11 protein-coding genes are annotated in these 16,204 nt (G+C 69.8%); 8 read left to right on the top strand and 3 right to left on the bottom strand.

What is annotated here, in order from left to right; translation table 11 throughout:
• Positions 1-24 precede the first annotated feature (24 nt).
• Complete coding sequence (eccCa, locus tag AB0H82_RS18805) at positions 25-3,999, bottom strand: type VII secretion protein EccCa (RefSeq protein ID WP_362994046.1); 3,975 nt, start codon at positions 3,997-3,999, stop codon at positions 25-27.
• 421 nt (positions 4,000-4,420) lie between these two features.
• Between eccCa and eccD the strand changes: the two genes are divergently transcribed.
• From eccD to AB0H82_RS18775, 6 genes are all read left to right on the top strand, one after another.
• The gene (gene eccD, locus AB0H82_RS18800; protein ID WP_362994263.1) at positions 4,421-5,887 is read left to right on the top strand and encodes a type VII secretion integral membrane protein EccD; all 1,467 of its coding nucleotides are present in this window, start codon (positions 4,421-4,423) and stop codon (positions 5,885-5,887) included.
• 491 nt (positions 5,888-6,378) lie between these two features.
• On the top strand, positions 6,379-6,666 hold the full coding sequence (gene rpsO / locus AB0H82_RS18795; RefSeq protein WP_362994044.1) for a 30S ribosomal protein S15: 288 nt from the start codon (positions 6,379-6,381) through the stop codon (positions 6,664-6,666).
• Between the two features lie 354 nt (positions 6,667-7,020).
• Entirely contained in the window at positions 7,021-9,237 is a 2,217-nt protein-coding gene (locus tag AB0H82_RS18790) for a polyribonucleotide nucleotidyltransferase (protein ID WP_362994042.1), read from the top strand.
• Complete coding sequence (locus tag AB0H82_RS18785) at positions 9,234-10,613, top strand: pitrilysin family protein (protein ID WP_362994040.1); 1,380 nt, start codon at positions 9,234-9,236, stop codon at positions 10,611-10,613. Before AB0H82_RS18790 ends, AB0H82_RS18785 begins: the two co-directional genes overlap by 4 nt.
• A 38-nt stretch (positions 10,614-10,651) precedes the next feature.
• Complete coding sequence (dapB, locus tag AB0H82_RS18780; protein ID WP_362994038.1) at positions 10,652-11,404, top strand: 4-hydroxy-tetrahydrodipicolinate reductase; 753 nt, start codon at positions 10,652-10,654, stop codon at positions 11,402-11,404.
• 40 nt (positions 11,405-11,444) lie between these two features.
• The gene (locus tag AB0H82_RS18775) at positions 11,445-11,897 is read left to right on the top strand and encodes a tetratricopeptide repeat protein (RefSeq protein ID WP_362994036.1); all 453 of its coding nucleotides are present in this window, start codon (positions 11,445-11,447) and stop codon (positions 11,895-11,897) included.
• 23 nt (positions 11,898-11,920) lie between these two features.
• Here AB0H82_RS18775 and AB0H82_RS18770 read toward each other — a convergent pair whose 3' ends face one another.
• Together AB0H82_RS18770 and AB0H82_RS18765 are read right to left on the bottom strand one after the other, a co-directional pair.
• Positions 11,921-12,502 (bottom strand): hypothetical protein, encoded by a 582-nt coding sequence (locus tag AB0H82_RS18770; protein WP_362994034.1) that lies wholly within the window; start codon positions 12,500-12,502, stop codon positions 11,921-11,923.
• A 117-nt stretch (positions 12,503-12,619) separates the two neighbouring features.
• Positions 12,620-12,859: a hypothetical protein gene (locus AB0H82_RS18765; protein ID WP_362994033.1), complete on the bottom strand. Its 240-nt coding sequence runs from the start codon at positions 12,857-12,859 to the stop codon at positions 12,620-12,622.
• 355 nt (positions 12,860-13,214) lie between these two features.
• Here AB0H82_RS18765 and dapA point away from each other — a divergent pair, with 355 nt between their 5' ends.
• Positions 13,215-14,114, top strand: coding sequence for a 4-hydroxy-tetrahydrodipicolinate synthase (dapA, locus tag AB0H82_RS18760; RefSeq protein WP_362994031.1), 900 nt, complete (start codon positions 13,215-13,217; stop codon positions 14,112-14,114).
• A 150-nt stretch (positions 14,115-14,264) separates the two neighbouring features.
• A complete protein-coding gene (locus tag AB0H82_RS18755; RefSeq protein WP_362994029.1) occupies positions 14,265-15,950 on the top strand; it encodes a ribonuclease J in 1,686 nt (561 codons plus the stop codon).
• Positions 15,951-16,204: the final 254 nt, after the last annotated feature.

Here is a 16,204-nt window from a genome sequence, read left to right as displayed (position 1 = left end):
CCGCCCGCGGCCCTCCCGCGCCTCTCAGAACTGGTCGGCCATCAGCCCCGTCTGCACCATCGGCTTCCCCCGCTTCCGCGACACGAAGATCCCTCGCCCGGTCGGCATGGGACGCGGCCGTACGCCGCCCAGGATGTCGCCCTCGTCGGGGTCGCCGGCCAGGACCACCCCCTGCGCGCCCAGCTCCTTCACGCGCTGCATGAACGGTTCGTACGAGGCCCGCCCCGCGCCCGCCGTCGACCGGGCGATGATGAAGCGCACCCCCACGTCACGGGCGAAGGGGAGGAGCTCGGTGAGACCTCCCAGCGGGTTGCCGCTGGAGGTGGACACCAGGTCGTAGTCGTCGACGATCACGTACACCGTCGGGCCCTGCCACCAGCTGCGGTCGCGGAGCTGACGCGCGGTGACGTCAGCGGGTGGGGTGCGCCGCTGGATCAGGTCGGCCAGCGCTGCCATGTGGTGGTCCATGGCGTTGGACATCGGGATGTACTCGGCAAGGTGGGAGGCCGGGGTGGCATCGAGGAGGGAGCGGCGGTTGTCGACCACGAAGAGCTTGCAGACATCGCCGCTGTAGCGTTCCGTCAGCCGCTTGATGAGCAGCCGCAGCAGATTCGACTTGCCGGACTCGCTCTCCCCGAAGACGAGGAAGAACGGATCCTGTTCGAAGTCCACGAAGACCGGTTCGAGGTTGTTCTCGTCGAGGGCGAAGGAGAGGCCCCGGTCCGGGAAGACGTTGCCCGGGGGCAGGTCACCGGCCGGCAGTTCCCGTGGCAGCAGACGGACCGAGGGAGCGCCCGGAGCCGTCCAGTGGCGGGTGACCTCGGAGGCCATGGCTGCCGTGGCCTCGGCGAGATCCGTGTCGGAGGACAGCCCGTCGATACGGGGGACTGCCGCCATGAAGTGCTGCTTCTGCGGGGTCTGGCCGCGACCGGGCACTCCGGCGGGGACGTTGGCGGCGACCTTCCGGTCGAACTCGGAGTCCATGGTGTCGCCGAGCCGCAGTTCGAGACGGTTCATGAGGTGGTCCTTGAGGTTCGCGCGCACCTCCATGGACCGTGACGCGGTGAGGATCAGGTGGACGCCGTAGCCGAGGCCGCGCGCCGCGATGTCGAGAACGGCGGGCTCAAGGCCCTCGTACTCGGAACGGAAGTTGCCCCATCCGTCGATGACCAGGAAGACGTCGCCCCAGGGCTGGTCCGTCACCGAGATCTCGCCCCCGGCCCTGCGTGCCCGGTAGTCGGCGATCGACGCGATGCCCGCCGTACGGAAGTACTCCTCGCGCCGGGTCAGCACGCCGTACACCTCGGCGAGCGTGCGCCGCACCCGTTCGGGGTCGAGGCGCGAGGCGACGCCGCCCACGTGGGGGAGCCCGGCGACGGAGGCCATCCCGCCGCCGCCGAAGTCGAGGCCGTACAACTGCACCTCGTACGGGGTGTGGGTGAGGGCGAAGGCCGCGATCAGCGAGCGCAGCAGGGTCGATTTGCCGGACTGCGGTCCGCCGACGATCTGCATGTGGCCGGCGGCCCCCGCGAAGTCGCACCACAGGGTGTCGCGGCGCTGTTCGTACGGCTTGTCGACCAGGCCCAGCGGGATGACGAGACGTCCCGCTCCCTTGTAGCCGGGTTGGGTCAGGCCCCGCCCTTGCACCGCGCTGAGCCCCGGGAGCAGCGCGTCCAGGGACGGCGGGCTGTCCAGCGGCGGCAGCCACACCTGGTGGGCGGCAGGACCCTGCGCCTCCAGGCGGCGCACGATCACGTCGAGGACGGTGTCGGCGAGCGCGTCGTCCGTCTCCGGCCCGGTGGCGGCACGCGGTTCGGGGACGGTCACGGGCGCGTAGTGCACCGGCACCTCGGCCGCGGTGAACAGCACCGGGCGGCGGTCCACGGGGCGTGGGCCGCCCGGAACCGCGGCCTGCCCCGTCCCCGACCGGTACACCCCGGAGACGTACGCCGCCTTGAAGCGCACCATTTCGTCCGTGCCGAACTTCAGATAGCCGGACCCGGGCACGTTCGGCAGGTGGTAGGCGTCCGGCACCCCCAACGCCGCGCGCGACTCGGCGGCCGAGAAGGTGCGAAGCCCGACCCGGTACGAGAGGTACGTCTCCAGCCCCCGGAGTCGCCCCTCCTCCAGGCGCTGCGAAGCCAGCAGCAGATGCACGCCGAGCGAACGGCCGATGCGGCCGATCTGCACGAACATGTCGATGAAATCGGGCTTGGCGGTGAGCAGCTCGCTGAACTCGTCGATGACCAGGACGAGTGAGGGAATGGACTGGAGCGGCGAACCCGCCAGCCGCGCCTTCTCGTAGTCGTGGATGTTCGCGTAGTTGCCCGCGTCCCGCAGCAGTTCCTGCCGGCGGTTGAGCTCGCCCCGGATGGAGTCGCCCATGCGGTCGACGAGGGTGAGGTCGTCCGCCAGGTTGGTGATGACCGCGGCGACGTGCGGCATCTGCGCCATGCCCGCGAAGGTCGCACCGCCCTTGAAGTCGGCGAGTACGAAGTTGAGGGTCTCCGAGGAGTGCGTCACGGCGAGGCCGAGCACCAGCGTGCGCAGCAGCTCCGACTTGCCGGAGCCGGTGGCTCCCACACACAGCCCGTGCGGGCCCATGCCCTCCTGGGCCGCCTCCTTGAGGTCGAGCATGACGGGGCGGCCGTCCTCGCCGACACCGATGGGGACGCGCAGCCGTTCCGCGAGCGAGCGGGCGCGCCACGTCCGCCTCGTGTCGACCGAGTCGGCGTCACCGAGGTTGAGCAGGTCGGTGAACTCCAGGTTGGCGAGCAGCGGTTCGTCGTCGTCTCCCCCGGAAGGGACGCGCAGCGGGGCCAGTTGCCGGGCCAACGCCTCGGCTCCCTCGTACGAAAGGACATCCGGAGTCCCCTCGTACACCAGGCCGCGGTCCGACTCGATCCGCAGCATCCCCGGGCGCACCGCGAGCGACAAACCGCCTCGCCCCTGGGCGAGTTCACCCGGCACGACTTCCACGACCGTCACGCCCTGCAGCCCTTCGGGTGACGCGAGCGCCGCTGTCGGAGGCAGCGACAGACTGTCGAGTATGACGACGATGTGCGGCTCGTCCGGCAGCGGGGATCCCTCGGGGTGGAAGCGGGGCCGCCCCTGGAGCCGGGCGGTGAGCATGGCCTCCAGTTCCCTCGCGTCACCGGTGATGAGCCGGCGGCTGCCCGCTCCGTCCGCGGCCCCCGGATCCTGGGTGTGCGGCAGCCACTTGGTGAACTCCCAGGCGGGCGCGGCAGCCGTGCCCGCCCCGACAGCGATCACCAGATCCTGGGGGGAGTGCAGCGAGGCGAGGGACGCGGTGAGCGCACGCGCCGTACCCCGCACCGTCTCGGGATCCCCGCTGACCGTCACGTGGTAGAAGGCGCGCAGCGAGATGGCCATGGGCAGGTCGTCCAGCGTGCTGTGCGCGGCGAGGAAGCGCTGCATCGCGCCCGCGGTGAGCGGCTCAAGTTCGTCCACCGGCCCGGTCTGCGGCGGCACGAGGGGAGTGGCGAGCGACTGCGGCCCCAAGCCGATGCGCACCTGTCCGAAGTCCGCGTCGCCCGTGCGGCGCTCCCAGACCCGGCTGCCCTCGGCGACCAGGGCCCACAGCTGCTCGGGGGAGGGGTGGAGGTAGTACTGCGCGTCGCGCTGTGCCCGCGCCGTGTCGATGGCGGCGCGGCGGGTCTGCTTCAGATATCCGAGGTAGTCGCGCCTCAGGTCCGCCAACTGCCCCTGGTTGCCCCGGCGGTAGCGGATCAGCATGGCCACGGACATCGCCACCGTCGACGCCACCATCACCATGCCCATGACCTTCATGAACGGATGGGCACTGGGCATGAAGAAGAACACCACGGAGCCGCCCATGCCGAGCATGGGCAGCAGCTGCATCATCGCGCCCTCCTGCTGCCCGCGCGGCAGCTCGGGCGGGGGCTGCAGCACGACCTCGTCGGTGGGGACCGCGGAGGGCAGTGTGCGAGGCGGGCGCTTCACGACGATGTGGCTCACTGAGCACCAATTCCCTTGTAGGGGCGGGCGTTCCGTCCGCCGCCCGGTGACCGGGCGATGCAATCGCCGTGTGATCCTACTGACACCGCCAGTCACCACTCGGGGATAGGGTGCCGGATGTGCACATGAGCGGCGGTTGAACCGGCCGATCGGCGTGGGGATCAACCAGCCGCAGTGCGGGGGCATTTCGTGGTACGTCGCGGGGGCACGGTCAAAGAATCAGCCAGGTGGGCCGGTTGTGCCGCGATGCGCCGCGCGATGCGGCACAGTCGGTGAGCAGGGCGCGGGCGCCACATCAGTAACACCACCACCGGAGCCGGCCACGTCCGACGGCGACAGCGGGTCAGCATCAGAGGGGGAGCAGCAGGTGAGCACGACGGCCTCCACGACGGCCAACGGTCACGGGCGACAGGGCAGCGGAATCCCCTCCGGGAGCGCATCGGGACACGGCTCAGGTGCCGGCACGGCCTCCGGCTTCTGCCGAGTCACCATCGTCGCGCCCGACAGCCGCATCGACGTGGCACTGCCCGACGACGTCCCTGTCGCCGACATCTACCCCGAGATCCTGCGGCTCTCCCGGCAGGGCCCGGCCGAGGGCGCCCCGGTCGGCTATCACCTCGTACGACGCGACGGCACCGTCCTCGACAGCGCCCGCACCTTCGCGGGCCAGCGCATCCTCGACGGCGAACTCCTCACGCTGCGTCCCTTCTCCGAATCGCTGCCGCCCGCCGTCTTCGACGATGTGTCCGAGGTCGTGGCGTCGGCGGTGACCCGTGACCGCGTGCTGTGGACCGGAGACCTGACGCGAGGCGCCGGGCTCGTCGGCGGAACCGTGCTGTCGACCCTCCTCGCCTATGTGGCCTGGACCGCCGCCCCCCGCCACGACATGCACGGACTGCCGGGCATCCTCGCCGCCGTCGCGGGCGTCCTGCTGCTCACCCTCGCGGCCGTCCGCGCGCGGGTGTACGACGACCGGGCCTCGGCCCTCGCCCTCGGCCTCGGCGCGCTGCCGAACGTGGCGGCGGCCGGCTCCGGCCTGCTCCCCGCGGCGGACGGCCAGGGCGTGGGCAGGCTGCAGTTCCTGCTGGCCTGCGCCGCCGTCCTGACGGCATCCGTGCTCCTCGGCATGATCTCGCCACGCGGTGACGGCCCGTTCGTCGCCTTCGTCTTCGCCTCCGCGGTAGGCCTGCTCGCCACGTTCCTCGCGGCGCTGTGGCAGCTGGAACCTGTCGAGACGGCCGCCCTGTGCGCCCCACTGGCCGTGGGGGCGCTCGCCTTCCTGCCCGGACTGTCCATGCGGTTCGCCCGCCTGCCCATCGGCTTCGAACCTCCGCACGGCACGCGTGGCAGCTACGGGACGGACCCCGCCCCGCAGGAGCCCGTCGACGCCGAGCGCATCGCGGCCCAGGCCCGCCGCGGTCAGGAACTCCTCATCGGGCTGGTCGGCGGTTGCGCGCTGGTGACGATCGGCTCCACCGCGGTACTCGGCTTCTCGGGCGACACGTGGGGACAGGTTCTGGCCCTGGCCACGGGTATCGCGATGCTGATGCGAGCGCACCTGTTCCGCTACACCGCTCAGGTCGCCGCCACGCTGGCCGCGGGACTGGTGGCCCTCGTCCTGCTCGGCATCGGCCGCTGCCTCGACCTGCCCGCCGCCCGGGCCGGTGACGGCGCGGCGCTCGAACTGCGGACCATCTGGCTCGTCGCGGTGATCGCGGTGGCGGCGGCCCTGGTGACCGGCATCGGCCTGGTCGCCTCACGTACCGGTGTGACGCCCTTCTGGGGCCGGTTCCTGGAGATCGCCGAGACCTTCGTCCTGCTGACCCTGGTGCCGCTGACCCTCGCGGTCTTCGACGTGTACGCGCAGGCCAGGGCCATGACGAGCTGATCCCCGCGGCGCCCCGAACTCATTCGTACATACGTAGCAAGGCTTCACCAGCGGAGCCTCGGCGGCCCGGACGGCGACACCACGTCGAATCAGCGCACGGCCTCGGCACCGCTGCCCCCCGACGCCATCAGGGAGACCGTGGAGACGCCTCGCCACGACAAGCGTCACGCGGAGCCGGGGCGACGGCCCCCATCAGTGGGTGATGAGAGGATTCGAGAGCAGCGGCTGACCGACGGTGCCGATGGGCGGAGGCCCCTGGGCCCGCGACGAGCCCCACAAGCCGACTGGTACCCTGTGAAACAACCGCCTGTCTGCGCACCCGCGAATCCCCAGGGATCCGAACCCGGCCCTGCAAGGACCCGGAGCCCGGATCCGCCAAGGACCCGGGACCGCGCCCGGCGGCCCATTCCGGCCTCCCGAGTCACGGAAGCTCCCCTGAGATGTAGACCAGGGGCACTCGGAGGCACTCGAAGACATCACGAGGAGTACGCGTGTCGCTCGACGCCGCTACGAAGAAGCAGATCATGACCGAGTTCGCCCAGAAGGAGGGCGACACCGGCTCCCCCGAGGTTCAGGTGGCGCTGCTCTCCCGCCGCATCTCGGACCTGACCGAGCACCTCAAGACCCACAAGCACGACCACCACTCGCGTCGTGGTCTGCTGATCCTGGTCGGCCAGCGTCGCCGCCTGCTGCAGTACCTGGCCAAGAAGGACATCCAGCGCTTCCGCGCCCTGGTCGAGCGCCTCGGCATCCGCCGCGGTGCGGCGGGCGCCAAGTAAGACGCCGTGAAGGGAGCGGTTCCCACTCGAAGCACTCGAAGGGGGCCGCTCCCTTTGCTGTACATGCGCGGTGTCACCGACGCTTTGTAGTCTGGTGACACAAGCACGTCCCGCGGGCGGGAAACGCTCCGGGGCGTCGACACGAAAACCCCACGAGGGAGAGGCGCACGCAGCCGCCGCCGGTCCTCGGTAGTGGCCCCCGGGAGCATCCCGGGTGCTTCGATCGAAGACCGGCCCGCATCCACGGCGCGCTTCTCCACACAGTCCCCGTCCGCCAGAGGACGCATGGGACGCCGTTTCCGGGCCACACGGGCCCAGAGGCGAGAAGACGAAACGTAGACACGTAGGAGAACAGTGGAGAACGAGACCCACTACGCCGAGGCCGTCATCGACAACGGCACGTTCGGCACCCGCACCATCCGCTTCGAGACGGGCCGCCTGGCCAAGCAGGCCGCCGGCTCCGCCGTGGCATACCTGGACGACGACACCATGGTGCTGTCGGCCACCTCCGCTTCCAAGCGGCCCAAGGACCAGCTCGACTTCTTCCCCCTGACGGTGGACGTCGAGGAGCGGCAGTACGCCGCAGGCAAGATCCCCGGTTCGTTCTTCCGTCGTGAGGGTCGCCCCTCCGAGGACGCGGTCCTGACCTGCCGCCTGATCGACCGCCCGCTGCGCCCTTCCTTCAAGAAGGGCCTGCGCAACGAGATCCAGATCGTCGAGACGATCATGGCGCTCAACCCCGACCACCTGTACGACGTGGTCGCGATCAACGCCGCCTCCTGCTCCACGCAGCTGGCCGGCCTGCCCTTCTCGGGCCCGATCGGCGGCACGCGCGTGGCGCTCATCAAGGGCCAGTGGGTCGCCTTCCCGACGCACACCGAGCTTGAGGACGCCGTCTTCGACATGGTGGTCGCCGGTCGCGTCCTGGAGGACGGCGACGTCGCGATCATGATGGTCGAGGCCGAGGCCACCGAGAAGACCATCCAGCTCGTCAAGGACGGCGCCGAGGCCCCGACCGAAGAGGTCGTCGCCGCCGGTCTGGAAGCCGCGAAGCCCTTCATCAAGGCGCTCTGCAAGGCCCAGTCGGACCTCGCCGCGAAGGCCGCCAAGCCGACCGGCGAGTTCCCGGTCTTCCTGGACTACGAGGACGACGTCCTTGAGGCCCTCACCGCCGCGGTCAAGACCGAGCTTGCCCAGGCGCTCACCATCGCCGGCAAGCAGGAGCGCGAGGCCGAGCTCGACCGCGTCAAGGAGCTCGCCGCCGAGAAGCTGCTCCCGCAGTTCGAGGGCCGCGAGAAGGAGATCTCCGGTGCGTACCGCGCGCTGACCAAGAAGCTGGTCCGCGAGCGCATCATCAAGGACAAGGTCCGCATCGACGGCCGCGGCATCACGGACATCCGTACGCTCGCCGCCGAGGTCGAGGCCATCCCGCGCGTGCACGGCTCGGCGCTGTTCGAGCGTGGCGAGACCCAGATCCTGGGCGTCACCACCCTCAACATGCTCCGCATGGAGCAGCAGCTCGACACCCTCTCCCCGGTGACGCGCAAGCGCTACATGCACAACTACAACTTCCCGCCGTACTCGGTCGGCGAGACCGGCCGCGTCGGTTCGCCGAAGCGCCGCGAGATCGGCCACGGCGCGCTCGCCGAGCGCGCCATCGTGCCGGTGCTCCCGTCCCGCGAGGACTTCCCGTACGCGATCCGCCAGGTCTCCGAGGCCCTCGGTTCGAACGGCTCGACGTCCATGGGCTCGGTCTGCGCCTCCACGATGTCGCTGCTGAACGCCGGTGTGCCGCTGAAGGCCGCCGTCGCCGGTATCGCCATGGGCCTGATCTCCGAGGAGATCGACGGCCAGACGCACTACGTCGCCCTCACCGACATCCTCGGTGCGGAGGACGCCTTCGGCGACATGGACTTCAAGGTCGCCGGCACGAAGCAGTTCGTGACCGCGCTGCAGCTCGACACCAAGCTCGACGGCATCCCCGCCTCGGTCCTGGCCGCCGCGCTGAAGCAGGCCCGTGACGCGCGTCTGCACATCCTCGACGTGATGAACGAGGCGATCGACGTTCCGGACGAGATGTCCCCGAACGCGCCGCGCATCATCACCGTCAAGATCCCGGTGGACAAGATCGGTGAGGTCATCGGCCCCAAGGGCAAGATGATCAACCAGATCCAGGAGGACACCGGCGCCGACATCACGATCGAGGACGACGGCACCATCTACATCGGTGCCGCTCAGGGCTCGCAGGCCGAGGCCGCCCGCGCCACGATCAACGGCATCGCCAACCCGACCATGCCGGAGGTCGGCGAGCGCTACCTGGGTACGGTCGTCAAGACCACCACCTTCGGTGCGTTCGTGTCCCTGATGCCCGGCAAGGACGGTCTGCTGCACATCTCGCAGATCCGCAAGCTCGCCGGCGGCAAGCGCGTGGAGAACGTCGAGGACGTCGTCGGCGTGGGCCAGAAGGTCCAGGTCGAGATCGCCGAGATCGACTCCCGCGGCAAGCTCTCCCTCATCCCCGTCATCGAGGGCGAAGAGGGCGAAGACCAGAAGGACGACACCGACAAGTGACGTCGCGTAGCACCACGACGACGGCCCGCCCCTCCTCGGAGGGGCGGGCCGTCGCCCGTACCCAAACCCTCATCAAGGGCGAGCACGGCATCGGCACCGTCCGCAGGACGACCCTCCCCGGCGGTCTGCGCGTCGTCACGGAGACCCTGCCCTCCGTGCGCTCCGCCACCTTCGGAATCTGGGCCAACGTCGGATCACGCGACGAGACCCCCTCGCTGAACGGCGCCACGCACTACCTGGAACACCTCCTCTTCAAGGGCACCAAGAAGCGCAGCGCCCTGGACATCTCGGCCGCGCTCGACGCGGTCGGCGGCGAGATGAACGCCTTCACGGCGAAGGAGTACACGTGCTACTACGCGCGCGTGCTCGACACCGACCTGCCGCTCGCCATCGACGTCGTCTGCGACATGCTGACGGGCTCCCTCATCCTCCAGGAGGACGTCGACGCCGAGCGCGGCGTCATCCTCGAAGAGATCGCGATGACCGAGGACGACCCGGGCGACTGCGTGCACGACCTGTTCGCGCACACGATGCTCGGCGACACCCCCCTCGGCCGCCCGGTCCTCGGCACCGAGGACACGATCAACGCCCTCACCGCGGACCGCATCCGCCGCTTCTACAAGAAGCACTACGACCCCACCCACCTCGTGGTCGCCGCCGCGGGCAATGTGGATCACAACAAGGTCGTACGTCAGGTCCGTGCCGCCTTCGAGAAGGCCGGCGCGCTCCGGCGCACCGACGCGGTCCCGATGGGCCCCCGCCAGGGCTCCCGCGCCCTGCGCACCGCGGGCCGCGTCGAGGTCATCAACCGCAAGACCGAGCAGGCGCACGTCATCCTCGGCATGCCGGGCCTGGCCCGCACCGACGAGCGCCGCTGGGCCCTCGGCGTCCTCAACACCGCTCTGGGCGGCGGCATGTCGTCGCGCCTCTTCCAGGAGGTCCGCGAGAAGCGCGGCCTGGCCTACAGCGTGTACTCGTACACGTCGGGCTTCGCCGACACCGGCCTCTTCGGCGTCTATGCGGGCTGCCGCCCCAGCCAGGTCCACGACGTCCTGAAGATCTGCCGCGACGAGCTCGACCAGGTCGCGGAGCACGGACTGACGGACGACGAGATCAGCCGCGCGATCGGCCAGCTCGCGGGCTCCACCGTCCTCGGCCTGGAGGACACCGGCGCCCTGATGAACCGCATCGGCAAGAGCGAGCTCTGCTGGGGCGAGCACATGTCGGTCGACGACATGCTGGCCAGGATCTCCGCGGTCACCCCCGACGAGGTGCGCGAAGTGGCCCGCGACGTGCTCGGCCACCGCCCGTCCCTGTCGGCCATCGGCCCGCTCAAGGACAAGCAGGCGGCCCGCCTCCACGAAGCGGTCGCCTAGTCCCCGCACGGGCCCTACCCCTCGAAGGAATGAAGGACATGAGCAAGCTGCGCGTGGCGGTCATCGGCGCCAAGGGCCGCATCGGCTCCGAGGCCGTCAAGGCCGTCGAGGCCGCCGACGACATGGAACTGGTCGCCGCCCTCGGCCGGGGCGACCAGCTGGAGTCGCTGGCGGAGGCCGGCGCCCAGGTCGCGGTCGAGCTGACCCACCCCGACTCGGTGATGGAGAACCTCGACTTCTGCGTACGACACGGCATCCACGCCGTGGTCGGTACGACGGGCTGGACCGACGAGCGCCTCGCGCGGCTGCGGACCTCGCTGGCCGAGTCCCCGGAGACGGGCGTGCTCATCGCCCCGAACTTCTCCATCGGCGCCGTCCTGACGATGAAGTTCGCACAGATCGCGGCGCCCTACTTCGAGTCCGTCGAGGTCGTCGAGCTGCACCACCCGAACAAGGCCGACGCCCCCAGCGGCACCGCCACGCGCACCGCCCAGCTCATCGCCGAGGCCCGTCGGGCGGCGGGCAGCGCCCCGCAGCCCGACGCCACGACGACGGCCCTGGACGGCGCCCGCGGCGCGGACGTGGACGGCGTGCCGGTGCACTCCGTGCGCCTGCGCGGCCTCCTCGCCCACCAGGAGGTCCTGCTCGGCGGCGAGGGCGAGACCTTGACGGTGCGCCACGACTCGCTGCACCACAGCAGCTTCATGCCGGGCATCCTGCTCGGCGCGCGGCGCGTGGTCAGCACCCCGGGGCTCACGTTCGGTCTGGAACACTTCCTGGATCTCGGCTGACGCGAGAGCCGACGCAAGAGCCGAGAGACAGCTGAGAAACATGCGCGCGAAGATCACCTACGCCGTCACGGCCGCCGTCCTGGTCGTCTACTTCGTCCTCGTCGGCAGCCGCGGCGTGCTCCTGATAAAGCACGGCACCGCGCTCACCGTCACCTTCGGTGTCGCGGTGCTGATCCTGCCGGTCATCGGCGTCTGGTTCCTCTGGAAGAACACCCAGTTCGTCCAGCGCGCCAACCGCCTCGCCGCCGAGCTGGAGGCCGAAGGCGGCCTGCCCGTCGACGAGTTGAAGCGCACTCCGGGCGGCCGCATCGACCGCGACTCGGCCGACGAGGTCTTCGCCCGCCGCAAGGCGGAGACCGAGGACTCACCGGACGACTGGCGCTGCTGGTTCCGGCTGGCCGTCGCCTACCACGACGCCAGGGACACCCCCCGCGCGCGGAAGGCCATGCAGCGGGCCATCGCCCTGCACGCGGGCAAGCCGGTGAACGTCTGAGCTAGGCGGTGGCCAGGCGATGGCTAGGCCGTGGGGCTGTACTCGGTGGCGGGCCGGTACTCGTCGGCCCACACCTCGATGGAGTCGGCCGCACGGTTGAACGCCTCGTGCCGCGCCAGGAAGTCGGCGTTCCGGTCGGTGAGGAGCAGCTGCCGCGCCTCGGCAGCCTGCTGATCACGCCGTACGAGGACGAGCGCCTGCCCCTGGACCGTGCGGGGCAGCCCCAGCCAGCGCACCGGCTGCTGAGCGGTCCGCACCGCGGAGATGCGGCCCCAGGGGAGCGTCTGCGTCGTCAGGAAGCCGACCTTGCGCAGTCCGTGGGCGCTCACCCAGATGCCCATGCGCAGCAGCCGCAGGGAACTCACGATGACGAGGACGGCGAGCCCGGCGCAGATCGCGGCGCCCGCGAGGGAGTCCGCGAACGCGATGATCACGGCGGCGAAGAGGACGAACGAGGCGAGCAGCAACAGGAGTGCCGAGGCGCCCACCCGCCAGGGACCGGGCCGGTAGGGCCGGCGCCAGTGATCGCGGTTCTCGAAGGGCAGCGCGGTGTCGTCCGCCACGTCGTCGAAAGTGCGGTCCGCGGTCAGGAAGGGCAGGGGCACGGGCTGATCCTCACTCGATCCACACATGGGCTGTGCCCGGTGAGGCTATCGAGCCGTGCCCCCCGCTACCACCCTTGGGGGTCCGGACGAGTCAGTCCGGACGACGGTCGGCGCCGGTCAGCGGCCTTCGGCAGCTTCGGACTGCTGCGTCTGCGCCGGTGACTGGTGGGCCGACATGGCGGGCATCCCGAAGAGCAGGGATCCCACCAGACCGGCCACGACGGTCAGGCCGATGAGCGTGCGGCCCACGATCTGACTGGCCGACGCGCGCTCACGGGGTGGGGGAGTGACGTTACTGCGGAACTTGTCGGCTTCGGCGATGAAGGCGAACGGAACGGGCTCTCGCCGACGGAACATGGGGCGCGCTTCTCCTCACGGGTCTCGAACGGAGCTCTGTGGACTCTGTTGTATAGACAGACGCGTGAAACGCCCAAAAGGTGCCCTGTTTCAGCAAATTAGTCGAAGAATGTGCTGGCGATGCACCGAACGGCCGATTGTCGGGGCCGACCCACGAGCGGGCGAGGCACTGATGTGCGGGTGGCCCGAGTGAAGTGTCCGTATTGCGGCACTTCGTGAAGTTCATCTAGCCTGATCAAACGGACCCGGCACTGCTTGAACCCCCGAGCAGGCAGTGCCGGGCTCCACACTTGTCAGGTCCGCACACATCCCCCGAGGGGCGACCCCGCGCTGAGCAGCGAGTAGCGTGTTACCCATGGCTCCGACCTCCACTCCGCAGACCCCCTTCGGGAGGGTCCTCACCGCCATGGTCACGCCGTTCACGGCGGATGGCGCACTTGACCTCGACGGCGCGCAGCAGCTCGCCACTCATCTGGTGGACGCAGGCAACGACGGCCTCGTCATCAACGGCACCACCGGTGAGTCCCCGACCGTCAGTGACGCGGAGAAAAACGATCTCGTACGAGCCGTTCTGGACGCCGTCGGAGACCGCGCCCACATCGTCGCCGGCGTCGGCACGAACGACACCCGCCACAGCATCGAGCTGGCCCGCGCCGCCGAGCAGGCGGGCGCCCACGGCCTCCTCACCGTCACGCCGTACTACAACAAGCCCCCCCAGGAGGGCCTGTTCCGGCACTTCACGGCCATCGCCGACAGCACGGAGCTGCCGGTCATGCTCTACGACATCCCGGGCCGCAGCGGCGTACCGATCAACACCGAGACGATGGTCCGCCTCGCCGAGCACCCCCGCATCGTCGCCAACAAGGACGCCAAGGGCGACCTCGGCCGTGCCAGCTGGGCCATCGCCCGCTCGGACCTCGCGTGGTACTCCGGCGACGACATGCTGAACCTGCCGCTGCTGTCCGTCGGCGCGTGCGGCTTCGTCTCGGTCGTCGGTCACGTCGTCACCCCGGAGCTGCGCGCCATGCTGGAGGCGCACCTCACGGGTGACGTACAGAAGGCCACGGAGATCCACCAGAAGCTGCTCCCGGTCTTCACCGGCATGTTCCGCACGCAGGGCGTGATCACGACCAAGGCGGCGCTGGCCCTCCAGGGCCGTCCCGCGGGGCCGCTCCGCCTCCCCCTGGTGGAGCTGTCACCCGACGAGACGGCCCAGCTCAAGATCGATCTCGCCGCCGGCGGGGTACAGCTGTAATCACAGACTTCACAACTGAATACGCGGAACACGCGGGCGCGCGGCAGCAGCCGACGGCCGCCCGCACCCCACACAACAACTGCTAATGCACGAACGTCATACGCGCCACGTGCCTCGGAGGTACGTGGCGCGCGTGGTGAGGAGAGTCTTTTGAGTCATCCGCATCCTGAACTCGGCGCCCCGCCGAAGCTCCCGAAGGGCGGCCTGCGGGTCACCCCGCTCGGCGGCCTCGGTGAGATCGGCCGCAACATGACCGTCTTCGAGTACAACGGTCGCCTGCTGATCGTCGACTGCGGAGTGCTCTTCCCCGAGGAGGAGCAGCCCGGAATCGACCTGATCCTGCCGGACTTCACGTCCATCAGGGACCGCCTCGACGACATCGAGGGCATCGTGCTCACGCACGGCCACGAGGACCACATCGGCGGTGTCCCCTACCTCCTGCGCGAGAAGCCGGACATCCCGCTGATCGGCTCCAAGCTGACCCTCGCGCTGATCGAGGCGAAGCTCCAGGAGCACCGGATCCGTCCGTACACGCTGGAGGTCGTCGAGGGCGACCGCGAGCACCTCGGCCCGTTCGACTGCGAGTTCGTCGCGGTCAACCACTCCATCCCGGACGCCCTGGCCGTCGCCATCCGCACCCCCGCGGGCATGGTCGTCGCCACCGGTGACTTCAAGATGGACCAGCTGCCGATGGACGGCCGCCTGACCGACCTGCACGCGTTCGCGCGGCTGAGCGAGGAAGGCATCGACCTCCTCCTCTCCGACTCGACGAACGCCGAGGTCCCGGGCTTCGTCCCGCCCGAGCGCGACATCTCGAACGTGATCCGCGGTGTCTTCGCCGGCGCCCAGAAGCGCATCATCGTCGCGAGCTTCGCCAGCCACGTGCACCGCATCCAGCAGATCCTGGACGCCGCACACGAGTACGGCCGCAGGGTCGCCTTCGTCGGCCGCTCGATGGTCCGCAACATGGGCATCGCCCGCGACCTCGGCTACCTCCGGGTGCCGCCGGGCCTCGTCGTCGACGTCAAGACGCTCGACGACCTGCCGGACAGCGAGATCGTCCTGGTCTGCACGGGTTCGCAGGGCGAGCCCATGGCCGCGCTCTCCCGCATGGCCAACCGGGACCACCAGATCCGCATCGTCCAGGGCGACACGGTGATCCTGGCGTCGTCCCTGATCCCCGGCAACGAGAACGCCGTCTACCGCGTGATCAACGGCCTGACCCGCTGGGGCGCGAACGTCGTCCACAAGGGCAACGCCAAGGTGCATGTCTCCGGCCACGCCTCGGCCGGCGAGCTCCTGTACTTCTACAACATCTGCAAGCCGAAGAACCTGATGCCGGTCCACGGCGAATGGCGCCACCTGCGCGCCAACGCCGAGCTCGGTGCCCTCACCGGCGTCCCGCACGATCGCATCGTGATCGCCGAGGACGGCGTCGTCGTCGACCTCGTCGAGGGCAAGGCGAAGATCGTCGGCAAGGTTCAGGCGGGATACGTCTACGTGGACGGCCTCTCCGTGGGCGATGTCGGCGAGCCCGCTCTCAAGGACCGCAAGATCCTCGGCGACGAGGGCATCATCTCGGTCTTCGTGGTGGTGGACTCCAGCACCGGCAAGATCACCGGCGGCCCGCACATCCAGGCGCGCGGCTCCGGCATCGACGACTCGGTGTTCACCAGTGTCGTCCCGAAGGTCCAGGAAGTCCTGGAGAAGTCGGCCCAGGACGGCGTCGTCGAGCCCCACCAGCTGCAGCAGCTCATCCGCCGCACGCTGGGCAAGTGGGTCTCGGACAACTACCGCCGGCGCCCGATGATCCTGCCGGTGGTCGTGGAGGTCTGACCCTCCTGACCGCGCCTTCTTCGGAGCGGGGCCCCTCGATTTGCATCGGGGCGCCCCGCTCCGTTAGGTTTACGGCTCCGCCAGCGAGGGAACCCGGAGCACTCAGGTGCCTGGGACCACCCGAGCCGGGCGGAAAATCCGACTCAGAACTTCTGATAAAGTCGGAACCGCCGGAAAGGGAAACGCGAAAGCCGAAAGGCCGGAGCGGGAACCGGAAAGGCACCGAGGAAATCGGACACGAAAGAGTCTGATAG

Source organism: Streptomyces sp. NPDC050732, from assembly GCF_040654255.1.
In the GTDB taxonomy this organism is placed as follows: domain Bacteria; phylum Actinomycetota; class Actinomycetes; order Streptomycetales; family Streptomycetaceae; genus Streptomyces.
This window is presented reverse-complemented; position numbering and strand designations above follow the sequence as displayed.